The sequence below is a fragment of the Aliidiomarina sp. genome, from assembly GCF_022565475.1.
Classification (GTDB): Bacteria; Pseudomonadota; Gammaproteobacteria; order Enterobacterales; family Alteromonadaceae; genus Aliidiomarina.
The window spans coordinates 157,595-181,957 of record NZ_JAIUMR010000002.1; the positions used below are offsets into that span (position 1 = coordinate 157,595).

At 52.1% G+C, this 24,363-nt stretch carries 20 protein-coding genes; 3 read left to right on the top strand and 17 right to left on the bottom strand.

Annotated elements, in window-relative coordinates:
* Nucleotides 1-104 precede the first annotated feature (104 nt).
* Both LAT77_RS02485 and LAT77_RS02490 read right to left on the bottom strand, forming a co-directional pair.
* Entirely contained in the window at nucleotides 105-1,151 is a 1,047-nt protein-coding gene (locus tag LAT77_RS02485) for a transcriptional regulator (RefSeq protein WP_290562963.1), read from the bottom strand.
* Complete coding sequence (locus tag LAT77_RS02490) at nucleotides 1,148-1,702, bottom strand: hypothetical protein (protein ID WP_290562964.1); 555 nt, start codon at nucleotides 1,700-1,702, stop codon at nucleotides 1,148-1,150. The genes LAT77_RS02485 and LAT77_RS02490 overlap by 4 nt, the downstream gene beginning before the upstream one ends.
* 202 nt (nucleotides 1,703-1,904) lie before the next feature.
* On the opposite strand from LAT77_RS02490, the gene LAT77_RS02495 reads away from it, so the two are divergent.
* The gene (locus LAT77_RS02495) at nucleotides 1,905-2,174 is read left to right on the top strand and encodes a DUF4160 domain-containing protein (RefSeq protein WP_290562965.1); all 270 of its coding nucleotides are present in this window, start codon (nucleotides 1,905-1,907) and stop codon (nucleotides 2,172-2,174) included.
* Nucleotides 2,168-2,689: a transcriptional regulator gene (locus tag LAT77_RS02500; protein ID WP_290562966.1), complete on the top strand. Its 522-nt coding sequence runs from the start codon at nucleotides 2,168-2,170 to the stop codon at nucleotides 2,687-2,689. Before LAT77_RS02495 ends, LAT77_RS02500 begins: the two co-directional genes overlap by 7 nt.
* On the opposite strand, the gene LAT77_RS02505 is transcribed toward LAT77_RS02500, so the two are convergent.
* Entirely contained in the window at nucleotides 2,667-3,422 is a 756-nt protein-coding gene (locus LAT77_RS02505) for a helix-turn-helix transcriptional regulator (protein ID WP_290562967.1), read from the bottom strand. The genes LAT77_RS02500 and LAT77_RS02505 overlap by 23 nt on opposite strands.
* 137 nt (nucleotides 3,423-3,559) lie before the next feature.
* Here LAT77_RS02505 and LAT77_RS02510 point away from each other — a divergent pair, with 137 nt between their 5' ends.
* Nucleotides 3,560-4,549: a M23 family metallopeptidase gene (locus LAT77_RS02510; RefSeq protein WP_290562968.1), complete on the top strand. Its 990-nt coding sequence runs from the start codon at nucleotides 3,560-3,562 to the stop codon at nucleotides 4,547-4,549.
* Here LAT77_RS02510 and LAT77_RS02515 read toward each other — a convergent pair.
* The 14 genes from LAT77_RS02515 to LAT77_RS02580 form a co-directional block, all read right to left on the bottom strand.
* Nucleotides 4,546-6,411: a sigma 54-interacting transcriptional regulator gene (locus tag LAT77_RS02515; RefSeq protein WP_290562969.1), complete on the bottom strand. Its 1,866-nt coding sequence runs from the start codon at nucleotides 6,409-6,411 to the stop codon at nucleotides 4,546-4,548. The genes LAT77_RS02510 and LAT77_RS02515 overlap by 4 nt on opposite strands.
* Before the next feature lie 21 nt (nucleotides 6,412-6,432).
* Nucleotides 6,433-7,080 (bottom strand): 3-isopropylmalate dehydratase small subunit, encoded by a 648-nt coding sequence (gene leuD, locus LAT77_RS02520; protein ID WP_290562970.1) that lies wholly within the window; start codon nucleotides 7,078-7,080, stop codon nucleotides 6,433-6,435.
* Nucleotides 7,077-8,492, bottom strand: a complete 1,416-nt coding sequence (leuC, locus tag LAT77_RS02525; RefSeq protein ID WP_290562971.1) for a 3-isopropylmalate dehydratase large subunit — start codon at nucleotides 8,490-8,492, stop codon at nucleotides 7,077-7,079. The genes leuD and leuC overlap by 4 nt, the downstream gene beginning before the upstream one ends.
* Nucleotides 8,493-8,500: 8 nt before the next feature.
* The gene (locus LAT77_RS02530; RefSeq protein ID WP_290562972.1) at nucleotides 8,501-8,905 is read right to left on the bottom strand and encodes a hypothetical protein; all 405 of its coding nucleotides are present in this window, start codon (nucleotides 8,903-8,905) and stop codon (nucleotides 8,501-8,503) included.
* Nucleotides 8,898-9,503: an isochorismatase family protein gene (locus LAT77_RS02535; RefSeq protein ID WP_290562973.1), complete on the bottom strand. Its 606-nt coding sequence runs from the start codon at nucleotides 9,501-9,503 to the stop codon at nucleotides 8,898-8,900. Before LAT77_RS02535 ends, LAT77_RS02530 begins: the two co-directional genes overlap by 8 nt.
* 2 nt (nucleotides 9,504-9,505) lie before the next feature.
* On the bottom strand, nucleotides 9,506-11,368 hold the full coding sequence (locus LAT77_RS02540; protein ID WP_290562974.1) for a hydantoinase B/oxoprolinase family protein: 1,863 nt from the start codon (nucleotides 11,366-11,368) through the stop codon (nucleotides 9,506-9,508).
* Nucleotides 11,369-11,372: 4 nt separating this feature from the next.
* A complete protein-coding gene (locus tag LAT77_RS02545) occupies nucleotides 11,373-13,442 on the bottom strand; it encodes a hydantoinase/oxoprolinase family protein (protein WP_290562975.1) in 2,070 nt (689 codons plus the stop codon).
* Between the two features lie 45 nt (nucleotides 13,443-13,487).
* A complete protein-coding gene (locus tag LAT77_RS02550; RefSeq protein ID WP_290562976.1) occupies nucleotides 13,488-14,753 on the bottom strand; it encodes a DUF1329 domain-containing protein in 1,266 nt (421 codons plus the stop codon).
* Between the two features lie 10 nt (nucleotides 14,754-14,763).
* Nucleotides 14,764-16,410 (bottom strand): DUF1302 family protein, encoded by a 1,647-nt coding sequence (locus LAT77_RS02555; RefSeq protein ID WP_290562977.1) that lies wholly within the window; start codon nucleotides 16,408-16,410, stop codon nucleotides 14,764-14,766.
* Nucleotides 16,411-16,422: 12 nt separating this feature from the next.
* Complete coding sequence (locus tag LAT77_RS02560; protein ID WP_290562978.1) at nucleotides 16,423-18,816, bottom strand: efflux RND transporter permease subunit; 2,394 nt, start codon at nucleotides 18,814-18,816, stop codon at nucleotides 16,423-16,425.
* Nucleotides 18,813-19,835, bottom strand: coding sequence for a YCF48-related protein (locus LAT77_RS02565; RefSeq protein ID WP_290562979.1), 1,023 nt, complete (start codon nucleotides 19,833-19,835; stop codon nucleotides 18,813-18,815). Before LAT77_RS02565 ends, LAT77_RS02560 begins: the two co-directional genes overlap by 4 nt.
* Nucleotides 19,825-20,751 (bottom strand): hydroxymethylglutaryl-CoA lyase, encoded by a 927-nt coding sequence (locus LAT77_RS02570; protein WP_290562980.1) that lies wholly within the window; start codon nucleotides 20,749-20,751, stop codon nucleotides 19,825-19,827. The genes LAT77_RS02565 and LAT77_RS02570 overlap by 11 nt, the downstream gene beginning before the upstream one ends.
* A gap of 8 nt (nucleotides 20,752-20,759) precedes the next feature.
* Nucleotides 20,760-21,956 carry a CaiB/BaiF CoA-transferase family protein gene (locus LAT77_RS02575; RefSeq protein ID WP_290562981.1) on the bottom strand — a complete coding sequence of 399 codons (1,197 nt, stop codon included), beginning with the start codon at nucleotides 21,954-21,956 and terminating at the stop codon, nucleotides 20,760-20,762.
* A gap of 292 nt (nucleotides 21,957-22,248) precedes the next feature.
* Nucleotides 22,249-24,297, bottom strand: a complete 2,049-nt coding sequence (locus LAT77_RS02580; RefSeq protein ID WP_290562982.1) for a TonB-dependent copper receptor — start codon at nucleotides 24,295-24,297, stop codon at nucleotides 22,249-22,251.
* Nucleotides 24,298-24,363: the final 66 nt, after the last annotated feature.

Below are 24,363 nucleotides of genomic sequence, written 5' to 3' on the forward strand. Positions count from 1 at the left end.
TCTATATCTATGTTTAGAGTGTCTAACGGAAATTTGCAAGTGAAGTGGCCCTTTATTTTTTCACCATCCCGAAGGCGAGAGGTAAAACGTCGACAATGTGAACCTCAATGTGAGGGGTTGAGTCGTTGTCGTGCTAGTTGCAGTGCGACCACCACGGCTGTCACAAATAAGCTACCTTCCACAACTGCAGAAAGTAGCTCAAGTTGTGTACTAAAAAACGGTTTGGGAAGATTGCTTGCTGGCACATTTTCGGCGACTAGGTTGAGGCTGCCTGCTAAAAGTTGGCCGCCACTTGCGACAATAGATGTCGCAGCAGCAGCGCCGATCACGCTGGCCGTGAGGAGCAAACGGCGCTGATTGTTATGCGTTGTCATGACATAAGCGAGCCCAACTGCGCCGCCAATAACGAAGCCTTCGACGGCACCGGTAATGTCGCCAGGGCTAGCGCCGAGCAGCAGGTGGAAGGTGTCGACCGCAGCGAGTTTCACAAACGCGCCAATCAGCAGCCCGCCACAGGCAGCGCTAAACACCACAAATGACCAGCGTCGACCCACGGCTAAATGTTGTTTAGCGAAGACATCACCGGCGGCCGTAGCAAAGGCCACACCGGCACCACCGAGCAAAGCGACTAAGACCGTAATCGCAATCATGACAAACATAATGGAAGCAGCACCAAACTGAGTGAGCGCCGCATGACTCAGCGTCAACGCCGCCAACAACGTACCACCGATAACGCCAGCCATGCCAGCACCTAAGGTGCCGAAACCGCCGAGCGTAACGATCTGATGAAAATGGGAGAGTTGCGGAGTTACCACGGCCTCAGTCGCACGCGACTTTCTCCTGACCGGTGCAATAAAACGATAGCCATGCTTGGGCACGGTTTCAATAAACTGAGACTGGCGCGCGCTGTCTCCTAAGACTTTGCGTAGCGTGCGAATACATTGCGTTAGCGCCTCGTCGGTAACGGCGATTCCGCCCCACACTTCGTGTAGAAATCGCTCTTTACTAATCAGCGTTCCCGGCTCGGACACCAGCAGAAGCAAGGCGTCAAAATAACGGCTGGTGAGCTCCACGGGTTGCGACTGCTTGAGCAGTAGCCGCTCCGTTGGATGTATGCTGAAATTGGAAAATTCAATGACGTCTGGAGTCATGCTTCATTCTGCGTTGCCGGTTTGACCTCATCATAGCGACCACCGGCGACTTTGAATAGTCCCGCTGCAATTAACCATAGAATGGCAAACGCTGAATTTAAGAAAAACGCCGGCTGTAAATCTGTAGGCAGCTTTAAGAGCACAGCTGCAATGGAAATGCTAAGTTGTGTAATTGCCGTAGCTATCATCAGCCAGCTCATCGCATTGGTTTTGGCACGCAAAAACACAGTGCCGACAGCGACCAATCCAAGCACGCTCAAATACATGAAGTTAGCTGGATTATCCTCATTCCCGATAATACCAACGGCAAGATTCAGCCAGATAATCAACAAGCAGTTGATTACTGCAATGGTCATACCCACGCGAAAGGCAGTGTTCGTCGACAACTTCGCACCCACCTCGATCAGTAAACCCGAGCCGCCCAACAACACTGCCGCCACGACAAAATCGAATGCGGTCCATTGCACCTCATCAGTGAAGCGCATCGCAATCGCCGGTGTTATTAACAAAGCCACAACCAAGCCCCAACCCAATACTCGAAACCAAGACATACTCACCTCCACAGTTAACTAAACGCTGGCAGCGTAGACGAAGCGAACAACGAAAGTCATGAGCAAATTCTGAGGAGTTGCTGATTGGTGGGAAATTGCTTAAATGATTGGTGATTTGTAAGGAGAGAGTCATGCTTATGTTGGTAATTTTAATTTAACTTGTCTCTAAAAAGAGACTATTCTATAGTTAATAGAGGTAAGGATGCCTGAAATAGATGCGTGGTTAGGATTGTCATTTCGAATGTACTTCTTTGATATCCAACAGCACGCCCAACCTCATGTGCACGTTTGTTATGGTGAATATGAATTAGTAATTGCGATTCAATCGGGCGAAAATTTGGCGGGATATTTGCCAAGTCGACAACGAAGGCGAGCTGAGCAGCATATAAAAAAACATCGAGTTCAACTTTTAGCAATGTGGGGCTTAGCGGTCATTGGCGTTAACCCAGGAAAATTAGGTGCGATATGTTAAAAATAGTTGATGTCGAATATCTTGGGAAATGTAATTTTGAGTTCGTTTTTAACGACGGACTTAAGGGGATGGCTGATCTTGAAGAGTTATTTGAGCAACCTAGTTTCGCTAACGGTGCCTATATAGAGAAGTTCTCACTCACTGCTGAAGGTAATCTACGCTGGGGACGAAGTGAATTAACCGCCACAGATGCAAAGCGTTATTCAATTCAGCTCACACCAACCACGTGCCTCGAACCTGCGGATGTCGAGTCTATTCTCAAACAAGCAGCGTGGGACTCTTTAAAACTCGGTCGCGCAGATATTCTCCAAGCCGCACTGCGGGCGTATGTAGAAAAGTTTGGCCATAAAAATGTCATAGCACGGGCTGGTATCAAGAGTCGAACAAGTGCCTATCGTTCGTTGAAACCTAATACCACACCGAATTTCTCAACCATGGTTCAAATCGGTCATGCGGTCATCGAGCTAGCCCAAGAACGTGATCACGAAAAAGCTAACAAGAATCCAGCGGAATAATGCTTGGCGATGGTTCGGCATCGGTGGCGTGCATGGCGACGGCGACTTGGCAACTGGGGGCGTCGGCGAAGAGTAACTCCGAAGCTTCGGCGTATTTATCGATGACTTGGCGAAGTTCGTCTTGGAGTTTGCGAGCGGCATGCTCGGGTAGATGCAGCGGTTTTAGCAGCATAAAGTCGAGGGATTCACGCTTATCATTTAACAGCCGAGCACTGGTGTCGGTTAAGGCCTGTGTAATCGATTGCCGTAAAACGCGGCTATTGGCGCGAAATCCTAACGGCGCACGAACCACGAACTTCACTTGGTTGCCGGGCGCTACCGCAATTAACTCCAAATTTTCCAACGCACGCAAATATCGATAAGTACTGAGTTCACTCAGGCCATGCGCTTCGGCAATTTCTTTGGGTGATTGTTGCTCAAAAAACAACGCTACAAAATAGGCATAAAGGTGTGGGTTGTCGGCGAAGGCGGCGTCCTGGCGGTCACTAAAAAAGTAGTGGGTCCCGTGCGTGACCGTGGCCGAGTCGATAAGCTCAAGACCATCAAGCCCACAAATTTCCGCCAGCCGCAGTAACCGCGTCAGGGTAATATCATCCTGATTCAGCATACGCGTGACCGTTACCACCGACAGATTCATGCGCTCGGCGAGCATGGTGTAGGTAATACCTTGGCGTTTCAGTTCTTGTTTAATCCGCGTTAAGCAGCGTTGAACCGTGAGCGTCGCTAGGGTCATATCGAACCGCCTTTTATATCATTTTATGATAGTTAAGCTATCATAAAATGATAGATAGTAAATTGAAACCACCAAACTATTGCTCCACCACCGTGCACTCTCTAAAGTTCATGACATTGAAACTGCACAGGTGAACTATGAAAAATCGCGACTGGTTAAAAGCTTGGTATACACCGATATTCTTTGCGCTACCGACGTATTTCCTGTTGATGTTTGCCCTCCAAATGGTCGCTGATGTCGACCTTAACCGCTGGCTTAAACTCGGGCTCTACTTTGCTTTGTATTTTTTCTTTGTGTGGTTTCTGGCAAAAATTGCCAATGCTGGAACCGACCTTGCCACGGAACGACACCCCGCCTATGACTGGCCGATTTCAGGGCCGATTCGCTACGTTGGAAAATATGTATTCTTCCTCACCTTCTATCCCACGCTAATATTGTCGTCGCTGAATCCGTTTCAATTCGTGCAACAATTTCGGCAAATTTTCGGTCAGGCCAAAGCGGCCAAGCGCTTGCAAGGTAACGAAGAGACCAACGCCAATTACCAAACGAAAGCGACCTACCGACTGCCTTTTAGCGGCGAGTGGTTGGTGTTTAATGGTGGCTTGAAAGAGGCGACGTCACACTCGTGGCAAGTGCTAGCACAACGTTATGCCTATGATTTCGTGCAAGCTGATGCGGAGTTTCGTCGTCACCGCGGCCAAGGTATGCGCTTGCGCGACTATTTCTGTTACGACCAACCGATTCTTGCTGCGGCCGACGGCGAGGTCGTTGATGTCGTCGATAAAATCGGCCCTGCGCCGTTAGTTGGTTTTGGAATTGCCGATTTCCTCTGCCGTCATTTCGCTGGCAACCATGTGGTGATTCGCCACGCCGATGGTGAATATGGTTTCTATGCTCATTTAATCAAAGGCACGATTCCGGTCAAAATTGGTGACTTCGTCAAGGCTGGCGAAGAAATTGGTCGCTGCGGCCATACCGGTCATTCGTCCGAACCGCACCTACATTTCCACCTGCAGGACACCCCCAGCATTTTCACTGGCATGGGTTTACCGATTCGCTTTCACGGGGTGGGCGAGATTGTTCGCGGCCAGCGCGTGGTTGGTACGCCGGTAAGCTCACCCAATTAAAGCTCCAGCTCTTTTAGGCGGCGCCAGAGGGTCGTCGGGCTGATGCCAAGGAATTCGGCGGTGCGCGTGCGGTTGCCATTGAAGCGTTCGAGCGCTTCAAGGATTTTCTGGCGTTCCACTTGCTGCAAGGTGTTGCCGTCATGACCGTTGTGCCGAGAAGATGGCGCACGTTGGTAAATTTCGGGAGCAATCTGGCGCAGTGCTTGGCGGAAGGTGTCGTTTAAACCGTAAATCGAGGATGAAACGACAATCCGCTCGAGCAGATTTTCGAGCTGGCGCACGTTTCCGGGCCAGTGATATTGACTGAAGTCGGGCAGTAACTCGCGAATTAACGCGTCAATATCGATGTTAATTTGATACTGCTCGGCGATCTTATTCATGAAATAGGTCATCAGCGGCTCAAGATCTTCAAGGCGCTCTTTCAGTGGCGGTAAATTAACAATGAATACGTTCAGTCGATAGTACAAATCTTCTCGAAAATTCCCAGCGCGCACTTCTTCCATCAAGTCGTGATGGCAGGCAGCGACAAACTTGATATTCAATGGAATCGAGCGCCGCGAACCGACCGGCCGCACTTCTCGCTCCTGCAGGACGCGCAACAATTTGGCTTGCTGTGGCATCGGCAGGGCGTTAATTTCGTCCATAAAAAAGGTGCCATTATTGGCTGATTCGAGCAGACCCGACTTACCGCCACTGCGCGAATGGGTAAACGCCCCGTCGGCATAACCAAACAATTCTGACTCGAATAATTCGCTTGGGATTGCCGCGCAGTTAATGGCAATAAATGGCCCTTCGGAAAAATGCGACGCGTAATGAATCTCGCGCGCGGCTAGCTCTTTACCCGTGCCGGTTTCGCCTTGCAGCAGCACGGTTCCCGGCGTCGCGCCGTAAACCTTCAATAACTTCGCCACTTCGCCCATTTTCTGCGAACGGTGAATCAGTCGTGACTGACTTTTCGCGTCGCTAATGGTCGACATCGGCGTTGCGCGGAAACGATAGAGGTAACCGACTAACTCGTCGTTCACTTCAAATGGCTTCTTATCGACATGGCAAAGCCGTTCGTTCAGGGTAATACTCTCGGCGGAAACACTGGTGCTTTGCAAAAAGCGCGAGTCGAGCACGCGGTCAATGCGTCGGTTCGGTTTTAGTCCTGGCACCAGCTGCGCTGCACCAGGGTTGAAATGAACAATAATATCGTCGGCGTTGGTGATAATGGACGCAGTTTGGGTGTTTTCTAATAAAAACTCGGCAAAAGCCGTTTGCTCCAGTCGGCGTTTCTCGGTCACCGCTCGGTCAATTGCCCGCTGAATCAAGTTCCGACAGGATTCCCGAGAATACACCATTACATAGGGAATATCGGCCGCTTCGGCTAAGTCACACACGAAGCTCGAGCCGATCACGACACCGAAACGTGACGGCTGCATGTTGTTAAACAAGTCTTTCGCTTCATCGACTGTGGTGTAGGTTTTGTGGGTGATATTCAGCCCTTGAAAATAGTCGCCGACGTCGGTTTGCAGCAACTGGTGAGCGTGCGTCAACAAGAGCACATCGCTACTCACGGCGCGAGCCTTTAACAGCGCTACAAACAAGTCACTTTGGTTCATTTCCAACGCAACAACAGGCACGGGCAGAGTGTCTTGCAAGTAAAAGGCATTGGCGCCGGCACTCATGAAAACGTCGATGGCGTCATGCTCAATCAAGCGTCGGGCTGCATGCAGGGCGTCATTAAAAATACTGTCGATAATCGTGACGTCGGCCACATCACGAAATTCAGGCAACAGCGAGTGCACCATCTTATTCAGTTTGGTGTTACCAATTAAACAAAGACGTACTTTACTCGCTTGTTTATTGGAAAACTCCACGGCACTCTCCCGCTGTAATGGTTAGTCCCCGGACTGAAAGAGCCAAGGGCGTTGTTGTCGGCGTTGTTGCTCGAATTGCAAAATCGCGTCTTTTTCGCGTAACGTCTCGCCTATACTATCAAGCCCAGCGAGAAGCGCTGCTTTTTTATTTGCGTCAATATGAAATGGCCAAACTTGCTCACCGCTCGACACGGTTTGTGCCTCAAGGTCGATGGTCAATTGCAAGCTCTGCACCGAACGCGACTCAATTGCCAAAATTTGCTTCACCTCAGTGTCACTGAGCGTGATCGGTAAAAGACCGTTGTTAAAACAATTTTGCCAAAAAATATCACCAAAACTTGGGGCAATAATGGCGCGAATACCGAAGTCACGCAATGCCCAAACCGCATGCTCACGGCTTGAGCCGCAGCCAAAGTTTGCGCCAGCGACGACAATCTCGGCATGGGTGTAAGGCGTCTGATTTAAAATAAAACTCGGGTTTTTCTTGCGCGTGCTGGGGTCGATATCGACATCACCTGGCGTCAAATAGCGTTCATCGTCAAAGAGAAAGTCGCCATAGCCAAACTTCTCAAGCTTCTTTAAGTAGTTTTTCGGCAGCATCGCATCGGTATCAATGTTGGCGCGCGGAAAGGGGACGACGATGCCTTTCACGGTTGTAAATGGTTTCATTTGAGTAGCTCCCGCACGTCAGTGATGTGGCCGTGGATCGCCGCCGCAGCAGCCATAATCGGGCTCATTAAATGGGTGCGCCCACCTTTGCCCTGACGACCTTCAAAATTCCGATTCGAGGTTGCAGCACAACGTTCGAATTCACCCAGTTTATCGTCGTTCATGCCTAAGCACATGGAACAGCCGGAGTCGCGCCACTCGAACCCTGCGGCAATAAAAATAGCCGCCAAACCTTCCGCTTCCGCTTGTGCTTTCACTAGACCCGACCCCGGCACAATAATCGCCTGTTGCACGTTGGCAGCGACCCGTTCGCCTTCGACGAGATCAGCGACCGCACGAAGATCTTCAATACGCGCATTAGTGCAGGAGCCGATAAAGACCTTATCGATGGCTAAACCCAGTAACGGTTGACCGGCTGCGAGCCCCATATAGTTGAGTGCGCGCTGCATGCTGCTGGTGTCGGCATCACGGGCGTTTGCCAAGCTAGGAATTTGACCATCGACGCCAATGACCATTTCCGGTGAGGTTCCCCACGTCACCTGCGGTGCGAGGTTGGCAACGTCGATGTGTATTTCGGTGTCAAACGTCGCGTCGGAGTCAGAGTGCAAGGTTTGCCAATAGTCCTCGGCTTGCGCCAAGGCTTCGCCCCGTGGCGCACGCGGGCGACCACGCACATAAGCGGCGGTCACTTCGTCGAAGGCGACTAAACCGGCTCGGGCACCTGCTTCAATGGTCATATTACATAACGTCATGCGGGCTTCGACACTGAGTGAACGGACGACGTCACCAGCGTACTCAATGGCATAGCCGCGCCCACCGGCGGTGCCGATTTTTTCAATGAGGGCGAGAATCAAGTCTTTAGCGCCAATACCCGGTGGTAACTTGCCGTCGAAAGTGACGCGCATGTTCTTCAATTTTTGCGTTCGCAAGGTTTGCGTCGCTAACACATGCTCTACTTCGCTAGTGCCAATCCCCATCGCTAAGGTCGCTAGCGCACCGTGGGTCGAGGTGTGTGAATCACCACACACAATCGTCATACCCGGCAAGGTTAGACCCTGTTCGGGGCCAATGACATGGACAATGCCTTGTCGTGCGTCGGTTAAATCAAACAACTCGACACCGAACTCAGCGCAGTTGTCGGCGAGGGTTTTGACTTGTTTACGGGCAATGGCGTCTTCAATACCAATCAGACCGTGTTCACGAAATCGGGTTGGCACCGCATGATCGGGGACGGCTAAGTTCGCATCCAAACGCCAAGGCTTGCGGCCAAACTGACGCAAACCATCGAAGGCTTGGGGCGACGTAATTTCATGCAGTAACTGCCGGTCGATGTAAAGCAAGCTGGTGCCATCATCAAGTGTAGTCACTAAGTGTTCATGCCAAAGTTTGTCGTAAAGCGTTGCGCCTGCCATTTGGACTCCTAATTTCTCGGCTCAACCTGTTGCCATTCTACCCATTGGTGCACTTCGTCCTGACTCGTGTCGGCAAAACGGTAACCGCACCAAGAGGTCAACGTGCCGTTCTGCTGCGGTTCAATAATGCACAAAGGGCGTGTGCACTGCGCGGTAGTCGTTTCGTCGGCAGCCAGTGCTTGCAACCGAGTGCGCTCAGCCGCTTGTTGCTGATCATTGCCGGCACTCATTGCAGCAACGTGGGCGACAAAACTGCGAACATAGTCTTGGCGGTAACTGGCGCAGGCTTCACCCTCATCACTTAGCCCCTGCTGCACAACTTGTTGTGCTGGCGTGAGCTGTGGACCTGTGGCGACACAAGCGACCAATAGCCCAGTTCCGAAAATAGCCAGAATCAGCCGAAATTTAATCACGAACCACCTCATCGAGTGTGGCTAAGGTCTCCGCCAGCGATAGCACGTTGACATACTTTAATGCTAGGTCGCGGAGATTCGATTCATGTGCAACATTGTCACGATCACCCACTGCTTCACGCGGGACAATTACCCGCAAATTGTGCTGCAAAGCATCGACCGCTGTCGCGCGGACACAGCCGCTGGTGGTTAAACCGGTGACCACGACACCATCGACTTGCGCAGCTTGCAATTGCGCGGCCAAATCGGTGCCAAAAAAGGCGCTGGCCCACTGCTTTTCAATCACCAGTTCGTCAGCGTGACGATGTAAACGCGGGTCGATGTCCTCTAAGCCGGAACCGCGTTGCAGCACGTTCAAAGCCGGTAATTTCTCACGAAAAACCGACGCTTGGGCATCATTGTCATACACAACCGTGGTAAAAAAGCAGGGAAAATCCTGCTGACGAAACCACGTCAGCAGGATTTGATTGGCTTCAATCACAGCGTCCGCCGCTGTCGCTAGCGGACTACGTGTTGGGTCGGTAAACCCAACACTGAGGTCGACGAGGATCAAGGCATACGTTTTGCCCGCGTCAATGTCTCGCTGTGGTAATGCCATGCTTAACGCTCCCATACCGGTGTGGCTGGCGCTTCGAGGCCGGTTTCGGCCAAGGCGCGTGCTTTGATCTCTGCAATCGTGCCACCACGGTTAAACAACGGCAATGCCTCGGTGCGACTGTCTTTCATGCTCGCCCGCAATTGCTCGGTCGCCGCTTCGTCAATGACACCATTGGCGTCAGCCACGACACCGAAGCGACGTGCGCCATCGACGCTAATTAAGCCGCGCTTGATGTCCGCACTCATGGCCCCTAAGTCGCGCTCGAGTGGGTCGCCCCAACCGCCGCCACCCCAAGTATCAAAGATCACCAAGTCGCCTTTCTCGACCTTAATGTTGTCGCACTTCGACGGCAAGATAATCTCTTCACCATTGGTTTTCTTCAGGATCTTACGGCTACGTTGACCCGGATCGCCACCGTTAACACCCCATGGATACGTCAGCCAGCGATCGTCGTGAATCGAAATCTCGCCTTTCGCTAACAAGCGATAGCCAACCCGAATACCATTACCGCCGCGATGCTTACCGGCACCACCGGAGTCTGGAATCGACTCATAGGTTTCGATGCGCAGCGGGAAGTAAGCTTCGATAAACTCGTTCGGGACGTTGGTGAAGCCCGGCCACAGTGAATGACCGTCAACACCGTCGCCAACCGGACGACCTGGAATACCACCAAAGCCGATCTGGAATAGCTGGAACCACTCGTCGTTCTCGTCATAACCTGAGTACATGAAGTGTGGTGAGTCACTGAAGCCCGCGGCACTCATGGCATCCGGTGTACCTTGACCGAGCAAACCACCCATGACATCGAAAATCCGACCTAATAAATGGGTCCGGCACGATAGCGCCGCAGGGAAATTCGGTTTCAGGATCGAACCTTGCGGAATCCGTACATCAACTAAATCGTAGAAGCCGTCATTAAATAGAATCGACGGGTCAAACAAGTTAATCGTGAAGGCACCGAAGAACATCTTGAACATTTCTTCGTTGAGGTAGAAGTTCACCGACGAAGGTGCTTGTGGATCGGTTCCGGCAAAGTCAAAAATAGCTTTGTCACCTTCGCGCCACATGGTGCAGCGAATCGTGTAAGGACCGAGGCCGGCACCGTCATCACAAATGTAGTCTTCGAACGACTGCTTCGACTCGGGCACCACCATGCGAATGATTTCGCGCATGGCCACGTAGTTCCGTTCGAGCATCATTTGCAGCGCGCTGATATAGGTGTCGTCACCGAAACGTTCCGCTAATTCAACACAGCGCTTACCGGCGGTACGGCAGGCCGCAACAATGGCATTAAAGTCAGCCTTGTTCCAGCGCGGTACGCGGACGTTGTGTAAGATCAAGTCGAGCACATCGCTATTTAGTTCGCCATTTTTGTAGATTTTCAATGGCGGAATACGAATGCCTTCCTCAAAAATGGTTTTCGCGTCAGTTGGCAAACTGCCCGGCACTTTACCGCCAACATCTGACATATGACCGAACATCGCGGCCCAGTTGATCAACCGACCGCCTTTGAAAATCGGCACCATGACCAACCAATCGGGTAAATGGCTGACTGCGCCATCACACATGTAAGGGTCGTTGGTTAAGAAAATATCACCTTCTTCAATGGTGCCGGCATACGACTGAATAAAGCCGGTAATGAAGGAGCCAAATTGACCGACGACCATTTTTCCTTCGTGATTGGCAATCATCGGGAAGGCGTCGCCTTGTTCGCGAATACCCGGTGACATTGCGGTGCGGAAGAGTACCGCGTCCATCTCGTTGCGGGCGTTCGCCATGGCATTTTCAATGATGTCGAGGGTCACGGTTTCAACGTCGATGCGTTGAAACGGTTTTTCGTTCTTGTGCACAATAGTTGCTGGCATAATTTTACTCCTTTCCACCGTGTTCAGGTTGAATCAGTAAGTTCCCAACCTTATCCACGTTGGCTTCATAGCCCGGTAAAATAACGGTCGTGGAATCCATTTCCAACACAATGGCAGGTCCTTGAATACGATGACCTGGGGTTAGTAAATCGCGATTGTAGTGCAGGGCGTTGTAGTGCTTCCCTTGGAAGTAAATTTCACTTTCGCCAATGCGTGCACTTTCAAGTTCGCGCTTCTCGCTGCCAAACTGCTTCTCAGCAATATTTGGACGTGGCGCACGGGCAATTGCGCGCAAGTTCACCAACTCGTGCTCTTCCTCAAGCGCAAAGCTGAACAGCTGTTCATGCTCAGCGTCGAACGACTTCGATAGCAGCTGTGAACCTTGTTCACGTAATGCTTCAGGATCCACGTCTTGGGTCAACAACAAGGCTTGACCTTGGTAGCGCAAGTCCGCTTGCCAAACAATACTTTGCTGGTCACGCGGAATGTCCTGACGGGCCAGAGACGACTGCACTTGCTCGGTCAGTTGCTCGAGGATTTTTAGGACTTCTTGGTCAGAGATTTTCGAGAAGCCTTTAATCAGTGAACGCGATGCTTCGTCTTTCACCCGTGTTGTGGCGTCACCGTAAGCACATAAAACACCCGGTGCTGGCGGCACAATCACTGGCCAAGCATTCATCAGCATACCCAGCGCGTTGGCGTGCAACGGACCGGCACCGCCGAAACCACAGAGCGCAAATTCACGCGGGTCGTAGCCTTGTTCGACGGAAATCAAACGCAGCGCACCAAACATGTGCTCGTTCGCAATCCGAACAATGCCTTCCGCCGCTTCATACAAAGAAATGCCCATCGCGTCGGCCACTTTTTGCACCGCAGCTTCAGCAAGATCTTTGCGCACTTGCATGTCTCCACCGAGCTTTTGGTTCGCCGGTAAGTAGCCCAGCACCACGTTCGCATCTGTGGTCGTTGGCAATTCACCGCCTTTGTTGTAGGCCGCTGGCCCTGGCTCAGCACCAGCACTGTCGGGGCCAACCCGCAAGGCTTTGGTCAGTTCCGGTACAAACGCAATCGAACCACCACCGGCACCAATTGTCCGCACATCCACCGAAGGTGCGCGGACAGCGATGTCACCGACGCGGGTTTCGCGGCGTAAACGGGCACTACCGTTTTCAATCAGAGCCACGTCGGTCGAGGTACCACCGACGTCAAAGGTCAGCACCTTGTCGAAGCCGCCACGACTACAGAAATAGGTCGCCCCGGCAACACCACCCGCAGGACCAGAAAGTAATAGGTTTACTGGTGTATCAGCGGCCGAGTCACAGGCAGACAAACCGCCGTCTGAGCGCAAAATGGAGAGCTCGACGTCGTCAGCCAAGCGCGCTTTCAGTTCGCGCTCTAAGTTGGCAATGTACTTCGACACTTCTGGGCGTACATAGCTATTCACCACGGTCGTTTCCGTGCGCTCATACTCTTGCATTTCAGGCACAACGTCAGAGGAAATAGAAACCGGTACATTGGGCATCACTTCACCAGCAATGGCTGCGATTTCTTGTTCATGCTCGCCGTTACTGTAGGCGTTAATCAACGACACCGTTAACGCTTCAATGCCTTTGTCCCGCAGCACTTCTAAGTCGCGACGAATAGCATCTTTGTCCAGCGCGGTGACCACTGAGCCGTCCGCTGCAATCCGCTCGTTGGCTTCAATGGTGTGCTCCAAGGTGGCAAGTAATTCGCCTTTTTGGAAAATAACCCAACCACCTAAACCCCCGGGTACAAACGAACGCGCAATGTGCAGCACTTGTTTGTAGCCTTTGGTGGTGACCAAGCCGACTTTTGCGCCTTTGCGGGTCAAGATAGCGTTCGTTGCAACCGTGGTGCCATGCATCACTTTGCGGATTTCTTTCGGATCAACCCCAGAAGTGCGGCAGATCTTCTCGATACCATTGAGTACACCAATCGATGAGTCCTTTGGTGTGGATGGAACCTTCGCGGTATACGTTGCGCCGGTATCATCGTTGATGAGCAGGAGGTCCGTAAAGGTACCTCCAACGTCAACGCCTAATCGATAACTCATAATTCCTCCTCAGTACTGCTCTTATCTTGTTAGGGCGAGCAGTGCTTAACGCACTGCCGCTCGTTCTAATTCACGTAAACTAATGGAGTTACCGTCGACACCTTGGGTATTCAGGCGAGCGTTCGGCGCAAGCACGAAGATGGTCGCGTGACGGCGTTGGTAATCAATGGTGAAACCGGCATTGGAGACAATACCACGGTCGCCATCTTCCGTTTCTAAGGTGCGTAGGTTGTAGTTCATCCACTTCCAGAACTCACCGCGGCGGTCATAGACATCGGCCATATAGAAACGTGGAAACTCGGTGTCCATGTACATGACTTTTTTCGAGTACGGATGTTCTGGTGGTGCAATCGCTTCGACCACCCACACTTCCCGCACTTCCCATTCGTCGCTTGGGTTCCACGCCGGGCTTGATTCAAGGTCAACAATCGGGAATTGCGCATTACCGCGCGCATTTTGGTCCCATGGAATCCGCTGGCTATTGGCAACCACCAGCATGTGGCGACGGTCAAGAATCCGATACTCTGGATACCAGGTTGGATGAGCATTGAAGATCTCGATGTCATCGTTGAGCTGATCGGTACCACCGATCGGATCCATCCAAGTACCGCCCGACAAACGGCGAGTACGGCGAACAGAACGCAAGTAGGCCCAGCTGTCATCGAGGCGTGGGCTGTCGTAGCGCACGGTGTACAAACCTAAGCCACGAATATCGGCTGGGAACGTTGCATACAATAACTGTTTCCAAAGGATATCGCCGTCACCTTCACTATGGTCTTCTTCACCTAAACGACCTTTCATGTAGTAACGCTGCAACACCCACTCTTGGGTCCGCTCGAGACCACGACGGCCGTCCACGAACAAATAGGCGAAGCTCTGATAGTCTTGGAAGTTCTTGGTTGGCTGAGCAACATGGTGGTTCCAGATTAACTTCTCGGCGCCATGCGGGTCGTCGATGGTGACATCCGGGAACGGAATACCCGCTTGCCAACCTTCCATCATGCGCGTTTCTGGATTGAACGTAACCGTACCGCGATAAGCGTCAGTGGCAGCCATATAGTCGCGACCGAGCTCTACCGGCTCTGAAGCCTTCAAGGTAATGACAAGGCCTTCGTTTTCAATCAGGTACACTTGCCGCTCTGACAATAAGTCACGCAACGTGTGACCTTCGAAGGTGTCGCCCAAGCGATCGTTGATATTACTGGCATTAATGACATCACCCGGCGCAAGTTCAGCCGCAAATGCCATATGCGTGCTCAGAAGAGCAGCTGCCGACAATGTGACGAGCGTTTTCAGATTAAATGATTTCATGTCGCTCTCCTTAGAATTGATACGTGAGTCGGGCTACAAACTGATCATTGCCAGAGAAGTAACCGAACAAATTCGTGCGATTAAAGCCTTGCAACGGCAAGTCTTGATCACGCTTGTGGAAGAAGATGTCCGCTTCTAAACGAACACGAATATTGTTGCCGTAGGCGAATTCGACCGACGGGATGACGAAGCCACCGCCATAGGTCAGATCCGTACCAACAGCTAATGACGGGTTAATCCGGTCATTGGAGTAGTTCATGCCGAGAATCGCCGTCAGGATCGTGCTGTGCTCACGCGCCGCGCCACCAAAACCAGCAAGGTTGACGATTTGTTCGTCTGCGCGGAAGTCGGTGATCCAGGTATTAAATAACTGCACCGACAAGAACGATGGACGGCTGGTGCCAATCACGTTTTGGAGATTGACTTGCTTGTCCATCCGCACCATGGTCGATAGCACTGACTTTTCGACGATGCCGCAGAAGCCAGGGAAGAAGCCACAACCGGGACCTTCGGCAATGCTGTATAAACCAACGTTGTAAGGTGATTTAGGGACATACGCGACTTCGGTGCTGAATACGGCATCAATACCGGGGAAGTAGTTGTTCGCTGTGAATCCGAAAACATCAATGAAGGGGTAAATGAACTCACCCGCTTCGGTCGCACCACCTTGATAAACGCCTTTGTATGGGCCGGTTTGCAGTTGTGGCTCGCCTGGGTTCGATGCCGGATTAGCGTTGGCAACCGGATCTTGACTTGGGCCATGGAACCACGCAAGTGAATAGCCCCAATCACCGGCAATGCCTGACCAGCGCAAGCCGTACGAGTCATCGCGCATATCTGCGTCTGGATGACGGTAGTTATAGCGGACGTTGGCGCCAAATGGCGCACTGGCAAAGGTAATTCCTTTGTTTGGATTATTCGCCCAACGACCACCTTCAACATCATAGCTGTTTCCGCGATATTGGTTGTCATTCAAGCTGCCGGGCACATAAACGAACTGCAAGCTGCCGTTTTGGTCGTCAAAACGACGTACCAAACTAACCATATTCAGCGGCTTACGCAGCTCTTCGTTTTCTGGCTCCAAGAACGAACGCCAGCGGAAGTCATAGCCGTGAATAACGTCGAGCAAGGTGAAGAAATCGGTTTCACCCCAAACAATTTGTTGGCGACCGACTTTGTATTCCCAGTTGTCGGCAAAGCTGCCTTCTACCCAGAATTCGCGCAAGTCTTCTTCGTCATAGACGTCCTTGCGCAGGTTCACGGCAGAGCCCGGCGCGCCGCCAGTCATTGCCCATTCGTCCATTACGGACTGCAAATCTTTCATGTAGTCAGTCGACTGTTCACGCGACACGCGGCCCGCAACTTTAAAGCGCACGTTGCCAAAGTCGCGATATAAACCGACGTTAAGAATCGTCCGCGACATCGACAAGTCATGGCGGTAGTTGCCGCGTTGCTCGCCATCAGGGCCGACTAGTGTCGGGTTCTCTAAGTTAAATGAGAGATGTTGGCGGATATAGCCGCTGACTTCCCAATCCTGTCCCAGCCAATTAGAGCTATTCGCTTGAGCGGTTCCGGGTTGTAAGCCCAACGCCACCGCTACAGCGACTCCAGTTAGTAGGACACGACCTCCTCGGTATTTCTGTTGTTGTGTTTTCATCGTGTTACCCTGTTATTGCTGTGAAGTTACAGTTTCCCGCTCGGGTACCACTGAGCGGTGGTGATTGGCGTGGTCGCCAAAAATGAATTTCGGTTTGAGAACGCGAACTAACGACGGCATTACGAACAGTGATGAGAACGCCGACGTCAGCAGCCAAAGTCCAATCAAGGTGCCCATCTCGGCCTGGAAGCGCAGCGAAGACAACGACCAGAACAGCACACCGGCGGCGAGCGTGACGGACGTTAACAACACGCCACGGCCAGCGGTAAAGACAGACTGGTGAATCGCTTCGACAGGATCGGCGAGCGGGTTTTTCTCTAAATATTCTTTGACGGAATCGACGATGTAGAAGGCGTAATCGACGCCAAGACCGATTCCGAGTGCGACCACCGGCAAGGTGCTAATGCTCATGCCGATGCCTTGCCAAGACATGAAGGCAAAGGTGACGATGTTAGAAATCAGCACGGGCACAATAAAGAAGATGCCGCTGGCAGAAGAGCGATAGACCACTAAGCAGCTGATAATCACTACCAATAAGGCTAGCGAAACCGCCTCAATTTGGTCGTTCAGTAAAATTTCATTCACCGCCGCAATCATGCCCGATGAACCGCCGGCCAAGCGCACGGTGACGCCATCGAGTGGATGCTCGTCAATGAAGCGGTTGATTTGATAAGTGGTCTGGCGCAGGTTTTCACCTTGACGGTCGCGTAGGAAAATCAGTACCGAGCCGGTGGTAAAGGTGGCATCAGCGAATTGCGCGAGATCGTCTGGCGCCGCGCCTTGCATGTAGAAGCTAATCAGCTCCCCATTTTCCAGCTGTGACGCGCCCAACTCACGATAACGTGGATTGCCTTCGTACAGGTTGCGGCGCACATCGGTGACAATATCGGCTAACGACACGGTGCCACCGACATGGGGTAAGCGCTCAATGCGGCGTTGGAAGTCTTGCATCCACTGCAACACGTCAGGGCGTTTGAGAATGTCCATTTCGTCACTTTCAAGGACAATGAACATCTGCTCGGAGCCTGGATAGCGCGAGTTAATCAACGCATTGTCTTGGTTAAACGAGGAGTCTTCCCAAAGTATTGGTGAGCCGGGGTCGGTGTCGCCGATATTAATTTGCACGGCTTGGTAAAGCAGCCCGGTCATCAACACCAGCACTACAGGAATCACCGCAAAGCGAGCACGCGTTTCAACCACTTTGGCAGCAACACCGAGCACCGCATTCAAAACTGGACGGCAGTTGAGCGGATGCGCTTTCGGCAGCGGTTTTTTCACCCAGCTGAGTAACACTGGCGTGAGAATAACGGCCGAGAAACCAATGGTCAGGACCCAAATTGCACCAATAATCGCGACTTTTTGCAGCAACGGAATAGGGGTGACAACGACACAGAGTATCGCGCCCGCGTCCGAGACAATACCGAGCAAACCGGGACGGAAGAGTTCTTTGAGCGTCACTTCAGCCGCTTTGCGTGGCTCCAAGCCGTCGTCATCGACGAGGTCGTCGAAGCGAACAATGAGTTGCACCGCATGACTGAAACATCGGGCGGTAATAATAAAGGCGACGACAATCACCAGCGGATCGAAATTGAACCCGAACATGACGCCGAGGCCGAGCGCCCACACCGCAGAGACCACGCCACTGAGCAGTGGCAGTAGCGTGCCGCGCCAAGTCTGGTTAAGAATAAACAAGGCCACCAACATAGCGGTCAGTGAAATCAGCGCAATGGTGACGGTTTCATCGAGGTGATACCGCACCCAGCCGTACAGAATTGGCTCGCCGACGAGGTGGTGCGTGACTAAATCAGCAACCGGCGTGTCATCGAGAATGGCTTGGATTTCCGGCAGGATCTTGGCGTAATCAACACGTTGGTCGTAAAAGTCGATTTGAATCAGTGCAGATTCGAGCTCGAGGTCGACATAAATGCCGTAAACCAGTGCGTTATTAATCACCGCCTCACGTAGAGCTTCGATTTCGCCCTCCGACGTCGGCACGTCCGGCCACATTAGGGGAACACTTTCGATACCCATGGACGAGGCATTAATGGACTTCAACTGACGCGACGCAATCGACACGATTTGGAACGGATTGACACCGCTGACCGTTTCCATGCCGCGTGTGACGCGTTGAATCTCTTCAAGGATGTCGCGCTGGAAAATCTCACCATCGCGAGCCTGCACCAAAATCGACACTTTGTTGGTGCCGCCAAAGGTTTCTTTGTATTGTTCGTGCACTTCTACATACGGGTGATTACTCGGCACCATGTCGCTAAACACCGTGCGCACGTCAATCCGGAATAAGCTCAATGCCATCAGCAAGGTGGAGATGACAATAACAGCGACCGTAGCCTTGCGGTGACGGATACACGAAGCGGCCAGCCAAGTGGCAAATTGATTCATACTCATGGGGTCATCTCTTGCGTTGTGTTCGGAAGGCTGAACCACTGCGAAGCGTGATCCGAATGATGGTCATGACTGAGTTTGCCGAGCTGACGGCCGGCGACTAGGGTGTAGTCACCAAACGCGATGGCGCGAGCGAAATACTGATTGCCCGACTCGGCGCTACGCAGGCTTTGCCAGCCATTCATGCCATCGGTGCTGGTCAATAACGTGCCGGCATCACCGACAATCACCCAGCGCGCTTGTTCGCTTTGCTGTTGCCAAATGACGTCATATAAATGCTCGTTTCCTGGAGTTGGCAAGGCAGTCCAACTGTCGCCTTGGTCGCGAGTGATGGCGATAAAACCTTGGTTACCGACGGCAATGCCGGTACTGCCATTGAAGCTAATCGCGCGAATACTTTCTTCGCCGAGCTCGTGACGACGCCAGCTGTCACCACCATCATTGGAGTGCAATAAAGTGCCGAATTCGGCAGCAATCCAAATCTGCTCGCCATCAACAAAAATACTGTTGAGGTTGATGTCTTCGTCGACTGAGAGGCTATTCCAGGTGACCAGATTCGAACTGGTGTAAACCGCACCCATCTCGCCGATGACATAAAAGCGTTGACCGTCGGTTGCCACATCGGTGAGCTTGTTAGCGAAGTCCGACAGCGGCAACTGCGTTTGCTCCCAGCTTTCGCCACGGTTGGTGCTGGTGTACAACCAACCGCCATTACCAGCAATCACCATGCGGCCGCGATCGTCAACCGCAATCGCTTGCAGGTTGTTGTCATCGACATTCATGCGCTGCCAACTGGCGGCGTCAATGTCGCCGCGTAAGACAGTGCCACCACCGCCGACAAACCACGCTTGACCGTCTTCGGTGACGGCAACGTCAAAGAACATGTCGCGCGATTCAACCAACGGCTGGGGCAGTTCGAGAGGTTCAATTTGCGGCGAAATAAACGCAGCGGCATAGGCTAAACCGCCAAGAATGGCCCATGGTGCAATCTGTGCAGCCACGCCACCAATTTTACGCAACATGCTCGCCTCCCGTTTGTTTGGCGATCTGTTGAGTCAGCCAGTTATAGCTGCGGCCACCGAGCTGTTTATTGACCAGTTTGCTGGCGGTGTCGATGGCGGCGACTAGGTCGAGCGGTGCAATGCCCGTTTTCAAGCCCATACTGTCGAGCATGAGCACCACGTCTTCAGTGGCAACATTACCGCTGGCGCCCGGCGAGAACGGACAACCGCCCATACCGCCAATGGCGCTGTCGAACTCACGAATGTCGCCGTCGAGCGCGGCTAAGGTATTGGCTAAGCCCATACCTCGGGTGTCGTGAAAATGGCAGGAGACCTTGTTGGCCGACGTCAGTGCAGTAACTTTGGCAATAAGAGAGCGCACTTCGGCGGGGTTCGCGGCACCAATCGTGTCGGCGATAATCAGCTTGTCAGCACCGGCTTTGAGCATTTTCTCCACCAGAGCCAAGACCACCCGCTCGGGCACTTTGCCTTCAAACGGACAGGTAAACGCCACCGCTAAATAAGCGTGCGCGTGAATGCCATCGGCTTTCGCTGCTTTGACAATTTCCGCACACGCCGCAGTCGTTTCCGCGAGCGACATGCGAATGTTTTTCTGATTCATGGTATCGGTGACGGAAAGCACCACGTTCACCGCTTGAGCGCCGGCAGCTTTGGCGTTTTCATAGCCGCGCAAATTGGGCACCAGTGCCGAATAGTTGACACTTTCGGTGAGCGGTAGCTGTTGAAACAATTCGTCCGTGCCAGCCATTTGCGGAACCGCTTTCGGCGACACAAAACTACCGGCCTCAATATGACGCAGACCTGCGTCGTTCAACGCCCGAATCAAGGCGATGCGGTCAGCAACAGACAGCACCGAACCAAGACTTTGCAAACCATCGCGTGGACCTACTTCATTCACAATCACAGAATCGCGCATGGGAATACCTATTTAATGATGTTTTGAGCTTTGAGCTGCGCAATCAAATCCGCGCTGTAGCCCATTTGCTGGAGAACGTGCTCGGTATGTTCACCAAGCTGCGGAGGAGCGGTGTAACTGTCTTCAGTGTCGACCGAGAGCTTAATTGGGTTACCCGGGGCCTTCACAAACTGGCCGTCGCCTTGGGGAATATCGACCACCATTTTGCGGAACAAAATTTGTGGGTCGGATAACGCCTGCGAGAAGCGATTGACCGGCGCACAGGGAATGCGCGCGGCAGTTAACTGTTCCACCCAATAGTCGGTTGGTTTGGTTTTCAGGAGCTCGGAAATTTTGTGATTAATCAGGTGGCGGTCAGCAAAACGTCCAGGTTGGGTGAGGTACTTTTCGTCACGTAATTCGTCAATATTGAGGACATTCAGTAAGTTGACCCAGAAGCTGTCAAAAATCACCGCGATAATCACAAAGCCGTCGGCGGTTGGGAACGTGTCGTAAGGCACGTGGACGAAATGGCTGTTACCGAGAGGCTTGGGATCTTCGCCGCTGAGGAAATACATGGTCGCCATGTAGTTCAACATACTGATTTGGCAGTCGAGCATGGAAATATCGACATGCTGACCGTGACCTTTGGCATTGCGTGCTTCGAGTGCGGCAAGTATACCCATGACCGCAAACATGCCACCACCGAGGTCACCAATAGGAATCCCCGATCGCGTTGGATGATTTTCGTCATGGCCGGTAATCGACATACCGCCACCAATGCCTTGCACCACTTGGTCGAACGCCGGGCGCTGGAAATGAGGGCCGTTTTGGCCAAAGCCAGTGACCGAGCAGGTAATAATTTTGGGATTTATTTTCTGCAAATGCTCATGGTCGATTTTGAGCTTGGTCGGGACACCTGCTGAGAAATTATCGAGAACAACGTCGGCATCCTTCACTAAGTCATAAAAAACCTTCAGGCCTTCTTCCGTTTTCAAATCGATGCAGATGCTCTTCTTGTTGCGGTTCAAGGTGATGAAATAAGCACCCTGACCGGCATAACTATGCTTGGGGTCATTCGCCAAAAGTTTGCGTGTTCCTTCACCGTGCAAAGGCTCAACTTTGATCGTGTCGGCACCGAGGTCGGCCAACAACATTCCCGCGTAGGGACCCGACAGCATGTGCGTCAGGTCAATAATTCGTACGTGATCCAAAGGCTTTGTCATATCGGTTCCATCTCATCCATTTTGAAAAATACAAAGTGAAAGACTGAAATGCGTTTCACATGAAATAGTCAGCAACATAAATGCCAACTTTGTTTTTAAATTGTTGATGTGAACTTAAGTAGAAGAAATGCAAGGGATTTATTTGTTAATTATGGGTTAATGATGTGGTTTTAAGATTTTGGAAGGGTATTTCAGGATAGAAAGATTATTTCAAGATGAAATAAAAGCATTTCAAAATGAAATGCTTTTATCGAGTGAAACGCTTTGTTTTACTGCCGTAAGTTGAGTACGGCTATAATCGGAAATTAACACTGGCCCATACGGTTCGGCCAGGCTCGGGTACTCGGCTCGGTTCGTTAAAACCAATCACCGCAGCACCGTTGCGACTGAGATGTTCAGCGTAATCGTTGTCGAACAGATTATCGATGCCAACATACAAGGTTGCGTTCGCAGTGAGTACGCGTGTCGCGTTAATTGAGAGGACACCGAACCCCGGCGAGCGCTCACCACGATCCAGTCCGGCGATGGTTCCCTGATTTGCAGCAAATCGATGTTGGGCAGCCGCCAGTCGCCATTGGGCGGCAAGGCTCCAGTTCTCTTGCAAGTATTCAACGGAAAAACGAGCCGAAAGCGGAGGTTGTTGCGCCAATGGCAAGCCGTCGGTCTTATTCCGACCACGAACATAGCTAATACTTGCACCCGTTTGCCATTGTGGTGTCAGTTTAAATGAGGCGTCCGCCTCACCACCCCAACTTGCGGTGGCGACATTACGCACAAACTCGCCCGTGTCGGTGAGTTCAATCAGAATGAAATCGCTGATGTCATTATAGAAAACACTCACCGCATAATCGGCGTGTTGGCGTTGCCACGCCAGTCCAGCATCGACTTGTTGTAAACGCTCAGACTCCGTGAAAAATGCACTGCGACTCTCGTCACTTGCGCGGTTGCGGCCAATCAATTCCCAGTAGTCTGGAAAACGATCGCTTTGACCCCACCCCAGATAGGCATGCGCGTCTTGCCAATGCCATTCGTGGCGAATAAAGCCGCTCCACAGTGTTTCAGAGCGTTTAGCCATGGCCGTTTCATTGGCAACGCCGGCGCCCATGCCCATTGGATTGTCATAAATAAACTCGCGTAAGTCCTGAGCTTGCCAGTGGTCAGCGCGAATACCAACATGCAGGCTCCGTAACGCATTCACCGTATACACGTTCTGCAGATAAACACTGGTTTGTTCGCTGTCCGAGTCGGCAACACGTGGACGCTCTTTGTAGGGCATCATGCGATCATTCATTGTCACGCGCGAACGATGCTCGGTGGTTAAGTAATCCATTCCGACTTTCATTTGCCACTGCTTTGACCAGTCAATTTCAGCAAAGCCAGCCAACCCGCGTGAGTATCGGTCGGGATTCGACGCGGAAAGCCGCTCGGGATTCATCGCTGGACGTAAACTGAAATTGTCCATGACATGGTCTTGATAACTAAAGGTACCGCGCAATTGGACTTTCGAAACGAGCGGATTGACATCGGTTAGGCTCCAACGTAACGCGACGTTCTCGGTATAAAACTTCGTGCCGTCCATGTGGCGGTCGGCGTAAGCCACGCGGCCATCGCCAGACGCTATGCTGAATACTAATTCCTGCCGATCCGACGGCGTGTAGGCAGCGGTCAGTTGCGTGTTATAACGTTGAAACTGTGAATGCACACGATTGCCGGAGCCGTCCTTGTAATCGCTGGAATGGGCAAAGTTATGATTGAGACGAACATAGCCCTGACTACCACCCCAAGTAAGTTCGGTTGTGGTGTCGGCGCGCTCAAAGCTACCCGCAGTGGCGCTAAAGAATCCCTGCAGTGCTTGCTCATCAAAGTTAGGTGTTGCCCGGGTAAAGTTGACGGTGGACGCCGACGCAGCCGGACCACTGTCGACACTCTGCGGGCCTTTGACAATGACCACGTGATCAAAACTCTGCGGTGACAAATAGGCAGTGGGTGGATCCATACGTGAGGGGCAACTCCCCATAAGTGGCTCGCCATCACTAAGCACCATCACCCGCGAGCCAGCCATTCCGCGAAAGACTAAATCGGACGATGCGCCACCTTTGCGTACCGCATGAAAACCGGTGATCGAGCGCAAATAGTCAGCACCATCAAAAGCAGGTAACGGTTGCACCGGCACTCGCGTATTCTGCATGACCATCCCGGCGTGTTCCATAACTTGACCAACAACCTGAATACGCTCGTAGTTGTCGTCGGTCGTCGGCTCAGTTTCCGATGCGGATGAAGAATGACTCAGTATGGACAGAATCGATACGGATAGCAGGGACAGTACAGCATGGTGTTTCATGATCAATGAGCTCTATATTTTATAAATGCAGAGCGAATATATTAGGTTTTACCCATGTAGTCGTGT

What these genes read in the sequence shown, in the direction of transcription:
- LAT77_RS02580 (WP_290562982.1), bottom strand. Translation starts at nt 24,297, where the DNA reads ATGAAACACCATGCTGTACTGTCCCTGCTATCCGTATCGATTCTGTCC.
- LAT77_RS02550 (WP_290562976.1), bottom strand. Translation starts at nt 14,753, where the DNA reads ATGAAATCATTTAATCTGAAAACGCTCGTCACATTGTCGGCAGCTGCT.
- LAT77_RS02565 (WP_290562979.1), bottom strand. Translation starts at nt 19,835, where the DNA reads ATGTTGCGTAAAATTGGTGGCGTGGCTGCACAGATTGCACCATGGGCC.
- LAT77_RS02555 (WP_290562977.1), bottom strand. Translation starts at nt 16,410, where the DNA reads ATGAAAACACAACAACAGAAATACCGAGGAGGTCGTGTCCTACTAACT.
- LAT77_RS02575 (WP_290562981.1), bottom strand. Translation starts at nt 21,956, where the DNA reads ATGACAAAGCCTTTGGATCACGTACGAATTATTGACCTGACGCACATG.
- LAT77_RS02500 (WP_290562966.1), top strand. Translation starts at nt 2,168, where the DNA reads ATGTTAAAAATAGTTGATGTCGAATATCTTGGGAAATGTAATTTTGAG.
- leuD (WP_290562970.1), bottom strand. Translation starts at nt 7,080, where the DNA reads ATGAAACCATTTACAACCGTGAAAGGCATCGTCGTCCCCTTTCCGCGC.
- LAT77_RS02490 (WP_290562964.1), bottom strand. Translation starts at nt 1,702, where the DNA reads ATGTCTTGGTTTCGAGTATTGGGTTGGGGCTTGGTTGTGGCTTTGTTA.
- LAT77_RS02570 (WP_290562980.1), bottom strand. Translation starts at nt 20,751, where the DNA reads ATGCGCGATTCTGTGATTGTGAATGAAGTAGGTCCACGCGATGGTTTG.
- LAT77_RS02535 (WP_290562973.1), bottom strand. Translation starts at nt 9,503, where the DNA reads ATGGCATTACCACAGCGAGACATTGACGCGGGCAAAACGTATGCCTTG.
- LAT77_RS02560 (WP_290562978.1), bottom strand. Translation starts at nt 18,816, where the DNA reads ATGAGTATGAATCAATTTGCCACTTGGCTGGCCGCTTCGTGTATCCGT.
- LAT77_RS02510 (WP_290562968.1), top strand. Translation starts at nt 3,560, where the DNA reads ATGAAAAATCGCGACTGGTTAAAAGCTTGGTATACACCGATATTCTTT.
- LAT77_RS02505 (WP_290562967.1), bottom strand. Translation starts at nt 3,422, where the DNA reads ATGACCCTAGCGACGCTCACGGTTCAACGCTGCTTAACGCGGATTAAA.
- LAT77_RS02540 (WP_290562974.1), bottom strand. Translation starts at nt 11,368, where the DNA reads ATGCCAGCAACTATTGTGCACAAGAACGAAAAACCGTTTCAACGCATC.
- LAT77_RS02495 (WP_290562965.1), top strand. Translation starts at nt 1,905, where the DNA reads ATGCCTGAAATAGATGCGTGGTTAGGATTGTCATTTCGAATGTACTTC.
- leuC (WP_290562971.1), bottom strand. Translation starts at nt 8,492, where the DNA reads ATGGCAGGCGCAACGCTTTACGACAAACTTTGGCATGAACACTTAGTG.
- LAT77_RS02485 (WP_290562963.1), bottom strand. Translation starts at nt 1,151, where the DNA reads ATGACTCCAGACGTCATTGAATTTTCCAATTTCAGCATACATCCAACG.
- LAT77_RS02545 (WP_290562975.1), bottom strand. Translation starts at nt 13,442, where the DNA reads ATGAGTTATCGATTAGGCGTTGACGTTGGAGGTACCTTTACGGACCTC.